General features: G+C 69.9%; 9 protein-coding genes. 7 read left to right on the top strand and 2 right to left on the bottom strand.

What is annotated here, in order from left to right; all coding sequences use genetic code 11:
* Positions 1–28: 28 nt before the first annotated feature.
* A complete protein-coding gene (locus G6O69_RS03440) occupies positions 29–574 on the bottom strand; it encodes a hypothetical protein (protein WP_172302100.1) in 546 nt (181 codons plus the stop codon).
* 478 nt (positions 575–1,052) lie between these two features.
* On the opposite strand from G6O69_RS03440, the gene G6O69_RS03435 reads away from it, so the two are divergent.
* From G6O69_RS03435 to G6O69_RS03405, 7 genes are all read left to right on the top strand, one after another.
* Positions 1,053–2,711 (top strand): DUF2330 domain-containing protein, encoded by a 1,659-nt coding sequence (locus G6O69_RS03435; protein ID WP_172302099.1) that lies wholly within the window; start codon positions 1,053–1,055, stop codon positions 2,709–2,711.
* 72 nt (positions 2,712–2,783) lie between these two features.
* Positions 2,784–5,063 carry an FG-GAP-like repeat-containing protein gene (locus tag G6O69_RS03430; RefSeq protein ID WP_172302098.1) on the top strand — a complete coding sequence of 760 codons (2,280 nt, stop codon included), beginning with the start codon at positions 2,784–2,786 and terminating at the stop codon, positions 5,061–5,063.
* Positions 5,064–5,463: 400 nt separating this feature from the next.
* Positions 5,464–5,856 (top strand): hypothetical protein, encoded by a 393-nt coding sequence (locus tag G6O69_RS03425; RefSeq protein WP_172302097.1) that lies wholly within the window; start codon positions 5,464–5,466, stop codon positions 5,854–5,856.
* Between the two features lie 117 nt (positions 5,857–5,973).
* Positions 5,974–7,746: a DUF2330 domain-containing protein gene (locus tag G6O69_RS03420; RefSeq protein ID WP_255215683.1), complete on the top strand. Its 1,773-nt coding sequence runs from the start codon at positions 5,974–5,976 to the stop codon at positions 7,744–7,746.
* Between the two features lie 45 nt (positions 7,747–7,791).
* Positions 7,792–9,477: a DUF2330 domain-containing protein gene (locus G6O69_RS03415; RefSeq protein ID WP_172302095.1), complete on the top strand. Its 1,686-nt coding sequence runs from the start codon at positions 7,792–7,794 to the stop codon at positions 9,475–9,477.
* Positions 9,478–9,481: 4 nt separating this feature from the next.
* A complete protein-coding gene (locus G6O69_RS03410) occupies positions 9,482–11,836 on the top strand; it encodes a multiheme c-type cytochrome (protein ID WP_176396601.1) in 2,355 nt (784 codons plus the stop codon).
* A gap of 35 nt (positions 11,837–11,871) precedes the next feature.
* On the top strand, positions 11,872–12,177 hold the full coding sequence (locus G6O69_RS03405) for a hypothetical protein (RefSeq protein WP_172302093.1): 306 nt from the start codon (positions 11,872–11,874) through the stop codon (positions 12,175–12,177).
* A 375-nt stretch (positions 12,178–12,552) separates the two neighbouring features.
* On the opposite strand, the gene G6O69_RS03400 is transcribed toward G6O69_RS03405, so the two are convergent.
* Positions 12,553–13,743: a hypothetical protein gene (locus G6O69_RS03400; RefSeq protein WP_172302092.1), complete on the bottom strand. Its 1,191-nt coding sequence runs from the start codon at positions 13,741–13,743 to the stop codon at positions 12,553–12,555.

Below are 13,743 nucleotides of genomic sequence, written 5' to 3'. Positions count from 1 at the left end.
TAGGGATGATGTGTTTCGTCGGCGCGAGCTACAAGACCTTCTTCGCGTCGATGATGCTAATGTCGAAATTGTTGGAGCAAGGGGTCTGAGGGGCGAAGACTGCCACGGTGGGGATGAGCCCTTTTGTCTGCGTCTTTTGGACGGCCGCGCCGGAGATTGAGATGTGAGCGCCTTGCCAGTTTGGGCTACCCATCCACCAGTTGTTTGCTCCCGTGAAATGACCCTGTGCGATGATTACGTTCTCGCACAGGTAGGAGTCGTCTCCGATTCCGATTGTCATGTTTCCCATGACTGCAAAATTAAGATCGTTGGGAAAATTTCCTTTTGAGTCGCATGCGATCGTCTGTCCGCTCCCGACCTGATTCTTGAACCATGTCGCTACCGCCTCGGAGCCCTTGCGCCCAGCTGCGATTGTGATTTGAGCTTGAGCTCCGCTCTTGCTGGTGCCACTCGTGACGCCTCCCCATGGCTGGCCGCTCGTGATGGCGTATGAGTCGGATGAGCTTTGCTCGAATTGAAAGCTCGTGACGCCGGTGATGGCGAAATATACATCATTGTTGTGTTGTGTGGTCATGAATGATGTCTAGCACTTTTGCATGTCTGTATGTCAAGTGATTTTTGGCTGATCGTCGCTTGGTGTGAGACGGTGGCGATGGTCAATGTCATTGGCCTGGGCGGTGTCGTGAGCGCCGGCGCATGGGGCGCCTGATGCCTTGTCGTGTGTTTGTGAACTTGCCCGGTGTGATGGTCTGTTTCTTTGAGTGTTGTTGAATTGATGTTCTGAGTATTTCTCGGAATATAGTTTCGAATCCATCTCGACGCTGAGGTCGCTTGGAGATGAGGCGAGCTCATGAGGGAGACTCCGCGTTGGGGCTTGCTCGGTCAGCTAGTGCTTCCCGAAGTCCGCGCGGCTCGGAGGTCAGGCTGACCGAGACGAGGGACGTGATGTCGGAGGGCTACGGTGCGGCCAGATCGCCGCTGTGTCGATGGAACCTGCAATTGAACAGAAAATCTCCAAGTCGATGAAAAGAGGTGCGATCCTCGCGTTCGCCATGCTCCGCCGCCTCCCCACGCTCCGCGCCGCCTTGCTCGCGGCCGCCCTCGCGACCCCCGCGCTCGCGGCCCCGACCCTCGCCCACGCCTTTTGTGGCTTCTACGTCGCCGGCGCAGAGGGCTCGCTCTACAACAACGCGACCATGGTCGTGCTCATGCGCGACGGCACGCGCACGGTGCTGTCCATGGCCAACAACTACCAGGGCCCGCCGGAGAACTTCGCGATGGTCGTGCCGGTGCCGGTGGTCCTCGGCGAGGACGACGTCAAGGTGCTCCCGGCGGAGATCTTCGATCGCGTCGACAAGCTCGCGGCGCCGCGCCTGGTCGAGTACTGGGAGCAGGACCCCTGCGAGCCGCAGCGCGTCTACGAAGAAATGGCGATGGCGGTCCCCAGCGCCGACATGGAGGTGCAGGGCTCGGGCCGCCTGTCCAGGGACCTCGGCGTGACCATCGAGGCCGAGTTCGAGGTCGGCGAGTATCAGGTCGTGATCTTGTCGGCCAAGGAGTCGACGGGCCTCGACACCTGGCTGCGCCAGGAGCAGTACAACATCCCCGCGGGGGCCGAGGCGCTGCTGCGGCCCTACGTCGAGGGCGGCATGAAGTTCTTCGTGGCCAAGGTCGACGCCCAAAAAGTGGGCTTCGACGACCAGGGCATGGCCACGCTCTCGCCGCTGCGCTTTCACTACGACTCGCAGGAATTCGCCCTGCCCGTGCGCCTGGGCCTGATCAACGCCGGCGGGCCCCAGGACCTGCTCGTGCACGTGCTCGCCCGCGGCCAGCGCTACGAGGTCGCCAACTACCCGAACGTGGCGATCCCGACCAACCTCGAGGTCAAGGACGCCGTCCGCGAGCGCTTTGGGAGCTTCTACGCCTCGCTCTTCGATCACGTGCTCGCCCAGGAGCAGGGCGCGGTGGTCACCGAGTACGCCTGGGCCGCGGGCAGCTGCGACCCCTGCCCGGAGGCGCCGCTGAACCTCGAGGAGCTCGTGACCCTGGGCGCCGACGTGCTGCCCAGCTACGAGCGCGCCTTCGCCAAGAAGAAGGTGCCGAGCGAGCTGGCGTGGCAGGTGCCCAACGAGTTCGTGCTCACGCGCCTGCACGCGCGCTACGACAGCCAGTCCCTGGGCGAAGATCTGATCTTCCAGGCGGCGCCGGCGATCGTCGGTGGCCGCGAGGTCGTGTACAGCGGCGAGCTCGAGCACGGCGCCATGGAGGAGCCCGACGGCTACAACAACTTTCAGGCCCGCTACATCATCCGTCACGAGTGGACCGGGCCGATCGAGTGCGAAGAGCCGCAGCGCGGGATCTGGGGCGGGCCGTGGCCCGAGGTCCAGGCGCAGGGCGGCTCGCAGGCCCCGGCGGTCGCCCAGGACCTGGCCTTCGTGGAGCGGGGCGCGGCGCTGGCCGAGCTCGTGAGCGAGTCCGCCGCGGCGCGGATCGAGGCCGACGTCGGGGCGCTGCCGGAGGGCCCGGTCGCGCCCACGCAGCCCGACCCCGAGGGCGGCGTCAAACACAGCGGCTCGGGGCAGGGCGATGGAGGCGGCTGCGCGCACTGCTCGGCCGAGGGGGGCGCTGGCGGGGCCGCGGCCTTGGGCGCGGTGGGGCTGCTCGGCCTGCTGGGCCTGGGCCGACGTCGGCGGAGGCGTCGAGGGGCCTGAGGCGTGGGCCGGGCGAGCTCTCGAGCGCGGCGGTCCGCCCGGCGGTCCAGGCGATGGCTTGGGGCGGCGCTGTTGCTCGTCGCGTGCACCGACGAGGGCGTGCGCGCCAGCGACGAGGTCGGTGAGACCGGCGATGCACCGCTGCATCCGCTGCCCGGCGGGGAGGCCTGCGCGCTCAACTGGTACGCCATCGACGGTGAGGCCATCGACTCGCCGGGGGATCAGGCCGGCGGCTTTGAAGCGATGGGCGAGCCCTTCGCCTTCGACGAGGCGCTGAGCGTGGAGGGAGCGGCCGCCGGCGCGCCGGCTGTCGAGGCGCGCGGCGCTGGCTTGCCCGCCGCCCTGGCGGACATGGGCTTCGAGGCCTTCGCGGCCCGCTACGCCGAGCCCCGGGGCGAGCGCTGGATCTTCGCCGGCGACCTCTCCTTCTCCGACGCGCGGCTGCGCGAGCTGCATCGCCAGCTACAGGCCGAGGCGCGGCGTCAGCAGGGGCGCGCGGGCGAGGGGCAGACGACCCGAGCGACCACCCACGCGCCCGATGGCGTCGACGCCGTGTGGAGCGGCCACCGCAAGCTCGCGCTGACCTGGTGCCTCGGCCCGGTCATGCCCTCGGTCGCCGACTTCCCCGAGCAGCACGACGCCAACGTGGCCCGGCTCTCCGCGCTCATGGAGGAGGCCAGCCGCGCCTGGGAGCGCGCCGGCGACCTCAACTTCATCCACCTGCGCGAGCTCGACAGCCCCGACGCGCAGGCGCCCCAGACCTGCAAGCCGGGGGAGCAGGGCGTGTTCTTTCGCGTGCGCACCGGGTCCGAGTGCACCGGCCCCTGCGGCGGCCTGACCCTGGAGGATCTGCTGCCGCAGTACGAGTTCGAGGCCTCGCCCTTCGCGACGAAGCGCGAGCTGATCATCGGCCTGCAGCAGCTCAGCGCCAGCGAGATCAGGACGCGGGAGACCCTGCACCACGAGCTCGGCCACGTGATCGGCCGGGTGCACGAGCACCTGCGCTGGGATCAGGAGGACGAGGCGGAGGCCTGCAGGGCCGGGGGGCTGGATCCCTGGCGCGAGCTGACGCCGCCCGACGCGAACTCGATCATGGGCTACGACTACTGCGCCGGGATGGCGGCGAACCAGCCGCGGCTGTCGGCCTACGATCGCCTCGGAGCCTACTATGCCTACTCCTGGGCGCGGCGGCGCCCCTGGCCCGGCGAGGCGGCGGCGAACCTGGCCTACGGCGGCAGCGCGCGCAGGGGGATCGCCTGGCAGCGCCCGCGCAGCGCGAGCCTGGAGGTCTGGACCGTCGCCGGCGGTCCGGGCGAGGCGATCACCTTCGACCGCGAGGAGCGCTGCGTCGACGGCAGCGCGCCGCCTTGCAGCGCGGACTTCGATCCGCGCGGGCGCCTGCGACCGACGGCCGCGCGGCTCGAGGGCAGCGCCAAGGACGTCGACTTGCTGATCCACGGCCCGGGGCCCGGGCTGGTCGATCTCCTGGCGCTGGATCAGGGGCAGGGGCAGGGCTTCGCGGCCACGAGCCTCGCGCTCGACGACTACCTGCTGCCGGTGGTCGGGCGCTTTCGCCAGGGCGCGAGCGAGCAGGTGCTGCTGCACCGACCCGGGCCGCAGGGGGACGCGCTGATGGTCGTGGAGGACGGGGAGGCGAGCTTCTTGGGCATGGACTTCGCTGGGTATGGGTACCCGCTGGTGGGGCACTATCGGGGGCCGAGCGCGCCGGGGGAGGACATCGTGTGGTGGCGGCCACATGACAACTCGTTTTTCGTGTGGAGTTGGCTAGCCTCCGGTGAGTTTGAAGCCTTCAAGGTCGGACCAAGTGATGCTGGTTTACTGGGAATCTCTGCCGGGCAGGAGCACGTTCCGGTGCTGGGGGACTTCGACGGGGATCTGCGCACAGACATCTTCTGGTATGGTCCTGGGGAGGTGAAGGACGTCATGTGGTGGTCGCTCGGCAACATGAACAGCGTGATCTTCGAGGCTGCCAGTACTCAACTCCAGGGCGAATTTCGTCCCTTTGCAGCTGACTTCGACGGCAACGGCGTGACGGACATCCTGTGGTTTTCGAGTCACGATGAAGCCGCGAACACGAACTCGAGGATCTGGTTTTTCTCTGAGGAGCGGACCTTCTTGGCGCGGCCTTTTTCGACGCACCGAGACTACAGTCCGTATGTGGATGACTTCGACGATGATGGTTGTGCCGACATCCTGTGGTTTCGTCCTGACGCTCTCGATGGACTAAGCCCGCTGTGGCGCTGCCTTCCGGGAGAGAAGGACTTTACTTGCGATGAACCGGTTGCTCATCCGGCAGAGGCCTATCCGGTGGGCTGGGGAGGGGCGTACTGATGCCCAAAACAAGGCGCGAACTCGCGGTCGTTGCACTACTGGCGTTGGGTCTGGGCTGCGGCGAACGCCAACTCGCTGGCGACTGCGACAGCATGTGTGAGCCCTACGGTCCGACACGGCCTGGTGTGGGCGAGTGCCGGGAAGGGATGTGCACGCCGACCTTTGGCGAGTGCATCACCAAGGATGAGATCTCTACCTGCGGAGAAGCCTGCGAGGTTCAAGGTAGCATTTGTGTCGAAAACGGCTGCGCCGGAGGGACCTACCTCATCTACCTCGTAGAGGAATTGTGTGAACTTCATGAAGACGGCAGTACGAATATCTCCCATGGCTGCGAGGAGCCTGTCGATTGGCAGGTGAACTCCACGGTGCAGTGCTGCTGCGCCCAGTGAGAGAAAACTCGATGGCGACGAAGCTCCTGTCGACGCTGACGCTCCTGAGCGTGCTCGTGCTGGGCGAAGGTTGCGGCGAGCATCGCCTCGACGGTGACTGCGATGGCATGTGCCAGCCCTATGGACCGACGCGACCAGGCGTGGGGGAGTGCAAGGACGGGATGTGCACGCCGACCTTTGGCGAGTGCATCACCAAGGACGAGATCACGACATGTTCAGAAGCCTGCGAGGTTCAGGGGAGCGTCTGTGTCGAGAATGGCTGCGCAGGTGGAACCTACTTGATCTACGCTGTCGAGGAGTGGTGCGAGGAGCATGACGACGGCAGCACGAACATCTCCCATGGCTGCGAGGAGCCCGTGGACTGGCAGGTAAACTCCACGGTGGAGTGTTGTTGCGCTCAGTGAGCACAGACCCCTCACCACGCCGCCCGCCCGGGCTGGTCTCGCAGCCAGATCCAAGCAAGCCAGCCCACGAAAAAAATCCGCCCGCCCCCACGTGACAGTGCGATGCTCGCGCTTGTCATGCTCTCCTCCAAGCGCTCGCTTCGCCCGGCCCTGTTGGCCGCCGCCCTCGCTCTCCCGCTGCTCGCCGCGCCCACGCTGGCCGAGGCCTTCTGCGGCTTCTATGTCGCCGGCGCCGACGCCCAGCTCTTCAACGACGCGACCACGGTGGTGCTCATGCGCGACGGCAAGCGCACGGTGCTGTCGATGCAAAACGACTACCAGGGCCCGCCGGAGGACTTCGCCATGGTCGTGCCGGTGCCGGTTGTGCTCGGCGAGGACGACGTCAAGACGCTGCCCGCGGAGATCTTCGATCGCGTCAACACGCTCGCCTCGCCGCGGCTGGTCGAGTACTGGGAGCAAGACCCCTGCAACCCCTATGTGGGGCAGACCAAGGGCAGCGCCAGGAGCTCGGGGAGGGGGATGATGGAGCCGGCAGTCCTGAGCGAGGGGAGCAGCCACGGGGTGACCGTCGAGGCGCAGTTCACCGTGGGCGAGTACGAGATCGTGATCTTGTCGGCCAAGGAGTCCACGGGCCTCGACACGTGGCTGCGCGAGGGCGGCTACAAGATCCCCGCGGGCGCCGAGCCGCTGCTGCGGCCCTACGTGGAGAGCGGGATGAAGTTCTTCGTCGCCAAGGTCGACGTCGACAAGGTCGAATTTCGCAGCCAGCCCGACGGCAGCAAGCGCGCGACCTTGTCGCCGCTGCGCGTGCACTACGACAGCGAGCAGTTCGCCCTGCCGATCCGCCTGGGGCTGATCAACGCGCCGAGCCCCGCGCAGGGCGAGGGCCAGGGGCAGACCGGCGCCCAGGATCTGCTCGTCCACGTGCTCGCCCGGGGCACCCGCTATCAGGTCGCGAACTACCCAAACGTCACGATCCCCACCAACCTCGACGTCAAGGATCAGACCCGCGAGCACTTCGGCGAGTTCTATGTCTCGCTCTTCGATCACACCCTCGAGCAGCAGCCCAAGGCGGTGGTCACGGAGTACGCCTGGTCGGCGGGCAGCTGTGACCCCTGCCCGAAGCCGGCGCTGACCGCCGAGGAGCTCGTCACCCTGGGGGCGGACGTGCTCCCGAGCTACGCCGGCAAGCTCGACAACGGCTACATCGACGCCGACTTGAGCTGGAGCGTGCCCGCGGAGTTCGTGCTCACGCGGATGCACGCGCGCTACGACGGGGCGAGCTTGGGCGAAGACCTGGTCTTCGAGGCCGCGCCGGCGATCGCGGGCGGGCGCGAGTTCTTGCAGGCCGAAGGCGGCCTCGAAAAAGGCGCGGTGTCCCAGGGCGTTGGCGGGCAAAACGCCTTCCAGGCCCGCTACGCCATCCGCCACGAGTGGACGGGGGCGATCGAGTGCGAGCAGCCCCAGCGCGGGATCTGGGGCGGGCCACCGGACGAGCGCGACGCCGAGAGCAAGCCAGTGGTCGCCCGCCGCCAGCCCGTGGGGACGCGGCCCGGGAGCCTGGGCAGCTTCGTGACCGCGTCCGCTGGCGAGCAGCTCGGGGTCGCGGTGCTCGAGGGGGGCGAGGGGGCACGAGGTGACGAGGGGGCCGGAGAAGCTGGCGCAGCCGACACGGCGGACGCGAAGGGGGAGCAGGGCGAGAAGGAGGCGAGCGTGGCTGCGGAGGCGGGCGCCGAGGCGGGCGGGGCGAAAAATACCAGCGAGGAGAAAGCCGAGGGCGGGGGCTGTCGTTGCAGCGCCGACGACTCCAACCTCCAGCGCGGCGTGGGCCTCGGGCTGCTGGCCCTGCTCTCGCTGATCCCGGTTCGCCGACGCCGACGCCGGGGTTGAGCCGAGCCCGGCTGCGCCAAGCCGCTTTTCAGCCAGGACCACGCCATGAAGATCACGTCCAAACTCCGCCCCCGCTCCCGCCTCGCCTCGCGCCTTCGTTCGCCCCGCGCGGCCGCGGCCGCGGGCGCCTCGCTCCTCGGCCTGAGCCTCGCGCTCTTCGCCGCGCCGTCGACAAGCGCGGCCTTTTGCGGCTTCTACGTCGCGGGGGCCGACACCAAGCTCTACAACAACGCGACCATGGTCGTGATGATGCGCGACGGCAAGCGCACCGTCTTGGCGATGCAAAACAACTATCAAGGTCCGCCCGAGGACTTTGCGATGGTCGTGCCGGTGCCGGTGGTCCTCTCCGAGGACGACGTCAAGGTGCTCGGGCGCGAGGTCTTCGAGCGCGTGGATCAGCTCGCGGCGCCGCGCCTGGTCGAGTACTGGGAGCAGGACCCCTGCTATCGACCGGCGCAGAAATTCAGCCGCAACATGGGCATGATGCGCGACGAGTCGATGGCCATGGCCGAGCCCGAGGCCGAAGCGGCCGACTACGGCGTGACCATCGAGGCCGAGTTCACCGTCGGCGAGTACGAGGTGGTCGTCCTCGGCGCCCAGGACTCCACGGGCCTCGACACCTGGCTGCGCGACAACGGCTACTCGATCCCCGCGGGCGCCGAGCCGGTGCTGCGCCCCTACGTGCAGTCGGGCATGAAGTTCTTCGTGGCCAAGGTCGACGCCCAGAAGGTGCGCTTTGGTGAGGACGGCCAGGCGATGCTCAGCCCGCTGCGCTTTCACTACGACGCCGAGAGCTTCTCGCTGCCGGTGCGCCTGGGGCTGATCAACTCCCAGGGCGACCAGGACCTGCTGATCCACATCCTGGGCAAGGGCGAGCGCTACGAGGCCGCCAACTACCCCAACGTCACGATCCCCACCAACCTCGAGGTCAAGGACGAGACCCGCGAGCGCTTCGGGGAGTTCTTCGCCTCGCTCTTCGACCACACCCAGGCGGAAAACCCTGGTGCGGTGGTCACCGAGTACGCCTGGGCGGCGAGCTCCTGCGACCCCTGCCCGGTGGAGCCGCTCTCGGGCCAGGAGCTGCGCGTGCTCGGGGCCGACGTGCTCCCGAGCATGTCCGAGTACTTCGACGAGCAGGGCCACCTGACCGGCGACGGCGCGTGGATCATCGCCAACGAGTTCACGCTGACCCGGCTGCACGCGCGCTACGACAGCCAGTCGCTGGGCGAGGACCTGGTGTTCCAGGCGGCGCCGGCGATCGTCGGCGGGCGCGAGTTTTTGCAGGACGATGGGGTGCTCGAGCGCGGCTCGCGGCCGGCGGACTACGGCGATAATTTTCAGGCTCGCTATATCATCCGCCACTACTGGGAGGGGCCGGTGCAGTGCTCCAACCCGCGCTTTGGGGTCTGGGGAGGCCCGCCCGCGGGCGTGCAGAGCAGCGGGGAGACCGAGGTCGCCAAGGACCTGGCCTTCGTCGAGCGCGGCGCGGCGCTGACCAGCTTCGTGACCGCGGCGGCCCAGGCCGAGCTCGGCCTGAGCAGCGAGGCCCCGCCGGAGAAGCTGCCCCACGCCAACAAGCGCGCCAGGGCGGAGTCCCGCGAGGCCGCCGGGGGCGGCGCGTCGGGGGGCTGCGCGCACTGTTCGACGCAAGGCAGCGGTGGCTGGGGAGCTGGCGCGCTCGCGCTGCTCGGGATGTTCGGTCTGACAGGGTTCATCCGAAGGCGGCGGTGAGGACATGACGCGAGCAGAGCGAGCCGGGGAGCGAGGACAGGTGGGCGAGCCGAGGCGCGCGCGGCTCGAGGGCCAGGGCGCTCGGTCCTTGGTGGTCGCGGCGCTGGTCGTCGCCGCCGGCGTGGGCTTGGGCGTGGGCTGCCGCCAGGACGCGCCCGACGAGCCCTCGGTCGCGCCCAGCGACGACCCGAGCGGATCCTCGGCGAAGCCTGGGCTCGGGTCCGGGGCAGGATCGGGGATCGTCGAGGCGGACAGCGAGGCCGGCCCGATCGCGGCGCCGTTGCTCCCGCGCGCCCACGCGAGCTTCGAGTTCGCGCCGGCGCTCTTCGAGCGCGCCCCCGGCCCGGCGCCGGTCAGCGGCCGCGAGCTGCTCGACGCCGACACCTGCGGGAGCTGCCACGAGGGCATCGTCAGCCAGTGGCGGACCAGCGCCCACGCCTTTGCGAGCTTCGACAACCCGATCTACCGCGTGTCCATCGACCGCTTCCGCGAGCAGCGAGGCGGGTTTTTAGCCAGCCAGTTCTGCGGGGGCTGCCACGACCCGGCGCTGCTCGTCGACGGCGTGCTGGCCAAAGAGGTGGCGCCCACGGACGCCCGCGCCCACGTCGGCGTGGCCTGCCGCAGCTGCCACGGGGTCGAGTCCTCGCAGCCCGACGGCAACGGCAGCTATCGTCTGGCCTCCACGCCGATCCCGATCCCCGACCTCGAGGATCCGCTGAGCATCGCCGAACACCGCGAGTCCATGGATCGCGGCGCGGCCAGGGACCAATGCGAGAGCTGCCACCGCGCCTTCTTGGGCGAGCACTCGGGGCACCCGCACCACCTCGACGGCACCGACGACCCCGGCCCGTGGCGTGACTCGAGCTACGCCGGCAACAAGCTGCGCCTCGACACGCCCGTGGACGAGCGGGCCTGCGCCGACTGTCACATGCCCAGCGAGACCCTCGCCGCGGGCCTGAGCGACCCCGCGGCCGACGAAGCTGGCAGCCTCCAGAGCCACCGCTTCATCGGGGGGCACAGCCAGCTCGCGGCCATGCGCGGCGACGACGAGACCGTGGCGCGGATCCAGGCTTTTTTGAAGGGGGTCGCCAGCGTCGACATCGCGGCGGTCGAGGTCGAGGGCGAGCGCCACCTGCTCGGCGCCGGGCTCAAGCCCGAGGATCTGCGCGGCCGCGTGGTCGTGGATCTCGTCGTGCGCAACCTGGCCGTCGGGCACCGCTTCCCCGGGGGCACGCGGGACTCCCAGGGCGCCTGGCTGAGCCTGCGCGTCGTGGATCAGGCCGGCCGCGTGATCGCCAGCCTCGACGAGTCCACCGGCGAGGTCCATCGCCTGCGCGCCGGGCTGGTCGACGACGCGGGGGAGCTGGTCTCGGCCCGCGAGGTCGAGCGCCTGCGCGCGGTCGCCTTCGATCACACGGTCGCCCCGCGCGACGCCGTGGTCGTGCGCTACGCTCTCGAGCTGCCCACAGACGCGCGCGCGGCCGGGCCGCTGACCGTCGAGGCCGAGCTGCTCCACCGCAGCCGCACCCAGGCGCTCACCGAGGAGACCTGCGCCGAATCCAAGACGCCGCGCGGGCGGGCCTTCTTGGCGGCCACGCGCTCGCTGCTCGGTCAGCGCCTGGATCCTTGCGCGACGCCACCGGTCACGCAGATCGCCCGCCATGCGCTGGTCTTGGGGGCCGCGGGCGAGCTCGACGCGCCGCGCCCGGAGCACGAGCGCCTGTGGGAGCTCGGCCTGGGGCTCTCGCACCAGGTCCAAGAGCGGCTGCCCGAGGCCCGGGAGGCCCTCGACGCCGCGCTCGTGGCCCTCGATGCGTTCGATGAGGGGGGCGATGGGGGTGAGGGCGGTCAGGCGAAGCGCAGGGCGAAGGCGCGGATCCTCGCGGCCCTCGGGGCCGTGGCTGCCCGCCAAGGTCGCGTGGACGAGGCTCTGGATCTGGCGGATCGCGTGGAGGTCCTCGAGCCTGGGCACCCCTTCCCGGAGATCCTCCGCGGCCGCGCCCTGGCCAAGGTCTGGCGCTGGGAGCAGGCCGTGCCCCACCTCGAGCGGGCCTTCGCGGCCAACCCCGGCTCGCCAAAGCTCGCGGCCGAGCTGGCCACGGCCCTGGGCAGCGTGGGCTGGGCGCGGCGCTCCTTGGAGGTGGCCGTCGCGGGCTTGGCCCTGCGCCCGCGCGACGAGGACCTGCTGCGTGCCCAGGCGCTGGCCTTGCGCGCGCTCGGAGATCCCCGGGCCGAGGCCGCGCTCGCGGCCTACCTGGACCACCGCGCCCCGGACATCCAGCCTCACCTGGCCTCGGACTGCGGCGAGCGCGACCCCGCCTGCGCCCGCGAGCGGGTGCCCGTGCACGTTCATGAATGAGCGGGCATGCTCGCCCCGCGAGCGGTGAGGCGGCGATGAGCGAGGAATCAGGCAGGCGAGAGGACAAGGCGCGCAGGCGCGGCCGCGAACGCATGACCTGCGGCGATTGTGGCTGGGTGGGGATCACCGCCCACGGCTACCTGCGCTGGGCCGTGTTCGGGCTCGCGGTGTTCTCGGTGCTCGCGGCCTTCGTGCTCGAGCGCGCCGGCGTGCTCGGCCTCGGCGACCAGCTGTGGCCGCTGGGGATCACGATCATGTTGGTCTCGCTCGGGCTGCGCCTGCTGATCCGCGGCGACCGCTGCCCGGAGTGCGGCGCGCAGGTGGACTACCGCAAGCGCTGAACCAGCCACGAGCCGGAAGGCGAGCGTTTGGGGTGAACGTAGGGTGGCTCCGCCGCCCGGAGTGAGGGGGCTTTTTGAAAGCCCCCATTGAGACGAGAACCACGAGCCGGAAGGCGAGCGTTTGGGGTGAACGTAGGGTGGCTCCGCTGCCCGGAGTGAGGGGGCTTTGTGAAAGCCCCCATTGAGACGAGAACCACGAGCCGGAAGGCGAGCGTTTGGGGTGAACGTAGGGTGGCTCCGCCGCCCGGAGTGAGGGGGCTTTGTGAAAGCCCCCATTGAGACGAGAACCACGAGCCGGAAGGCGAGCGTTTGGGGTGAACGTAGGGTGGCTCCGCCGCCCGGAGTGAGGGGGCTTTGTGAAAGCCCCCATTAAAACTAGATCCTGAGTTCGACGCCGAGGCCCACGTTCACGCCCACCGGCGTCAGCGAGGTGAGCTCGCGCTCCCCGATCACGAAGGCGCCACGGACCACGGGCAAGACGAGGCTCAGGTCCGCGCTCAGGGCGAGCCTGGAGAGGATCGGCCAGCGCAGCCCCGGCCCGAGGGAGAGCGCGGCCCAGGGCTGCGTGGCCGACTCGATCTCGGTGGTCGGGGCGAGCCCGCGGGCGAGGACCTGGCCGCCCTCGGCTCCGGCGCAAAGCGGGAGCTCGACGGCGCCGGGCGTGGGCACGAAGCACGCGCGCGCGCCCAGGCGCCAGGCCTGGATCTCCCCCGCGGCGCCGTCGTCGAGGCGCAGGGTCCTGGGCGCCCACCAGCCGCCCTCGAGCTGGGCTCGCCAGCGCGAGGCGAACACCGCGAAGCTGCCCCCGACGCCGCCGAAGCCAGCCAGGACCGGGCCGAAGCCGCCGAGGCCGTGGATACCGAGGCCAACGCGCGGCCGTCGAGCTGGACCCTCGTCGTCGTCGCTGGGGGCGAGGTGGATCCCGAGGCTACCGGGCTGGCTGGTGCGCGCGTCCACGTCGCTGCGCGCGTTCACGTCGCTGCGCGCGTCCACGTCGCTGCGCGCGTCCACGTCGCTGCGCGCGTTCACGTCGCTGCGTGCGTCCGTGGCCGCGGCTGGGGTGTCGAGCACCTCGTCGGTGGGCGGCTGCGGGGGTGGTGGCGGCTGGGGGCCGTCCTCGGCCTGGGTCGGCGGGGGCGCGGGCAGCTCGGTGTGGATGGTCCGCGCGGCGAGCAGCGGATCCAAGGTCACGGCGCCGATCAGCGCGACCGCGTCCGCGAGCTCGCGACAGCTCTCGGAGCGGATGACCCGGGCGCTGCGGCCTCTGCTGTCGCGCAACTCGACGCGGGCTCGGTAGCCGCCGCCCTCCGCGTCGCGGCCGAGCGTCGCGTCGAGCTGGAGCTCGACTGGCCGCGCGCTGGTGGTCGGGCCGTCGAGGGTGGGCAGGTAGCTGCGGATCTCGGCGATGATCTGCTCGCGGGTGGGGCAGCCCAGCGGCGCTCGCCAGTCGAGGCGCCACAGGGCCGGGCTCGGGCGCTGAACCTCGATCTCGGGGTCCTGGACCGCGCCCGCCGTCGCGGGCGGGCTGGCAGCCAGGACATGGAGGGCGAGGGCCAGCGGGAGCAT

The sequence above is a fragment of the Pseudenhygromyxa sp. WMMC2535 genome, from assembly GCF_011083025.2.
Note: the sequence above shows the minus strand (reverse complement) of the source record. Positions and strands in the feature narration are given on the sequence as shown.

What these genes read in the sequence shown, in the direction of transcription:
- G6O69_RS03440 (WP_172302100.1), bottom strand. Translation starts at nt 574, where the DNA reads ATGACCACACAACACAACAATGATGTATATTTCGCCATCACCGGCGTC.
- G6O69_RS03415 (WP_172302095.1), top strand. Translation starts at nt 7,792, where the DNA reads ATGAAGATCACGTCCAAACTCCGCCCCCGCTCCCGCCTCGCCTCGCGC.
- G6O69_RS03405 (WP_172302093.1), top strand. Translation starts at nt 11,872, where the DNA reads ATGAGCGAGGAATCAGGCAGGCGAGAGGACAAGGCGCGCAGGCGCGGC.
- G6O69_RS03400 (WP_172302092.1), bottom strand. Translation starts at nt 13,743, where the DNA reads ATGCTCCCGCTGGCCCTCGCCCTCCATGTCCTGGCTGCCAGCCCGCCC.
- G6O69_RS03420 (WP_255215683.1), top strand. Translation starts at nt 5,974, where the DNA reads ATGCTCTCCTCCAAGCGCTCGCTTCGCCCGGCCCTGTTGGCCGCCGCC.
- G6O69_RS03425 (WP_172302097.1), top strand. Translation starts at nt 5,464, where the DNA reads ATGGCGACGAAGCTCCTGTCGACGCTGACGCTCCTGAGCGTGCTCGTG.
- G6O69_RS03410 (WP_176396601.1), top strand. Translation starts at nt 9,482, where the DNA reads ATGACGCGAGCAGAGCGAGCCGGGGAGCGAGGACAGGTGGGCGAGCCG.
- G6O69_RS03435 (WP_172302099.1), top strand. Translation starts at nt 1,053, where the DNA reads ATGCTCCGCCGCCTCCCCACGCTCCGCGCCGCCTTGCTCGCGGCCGCC.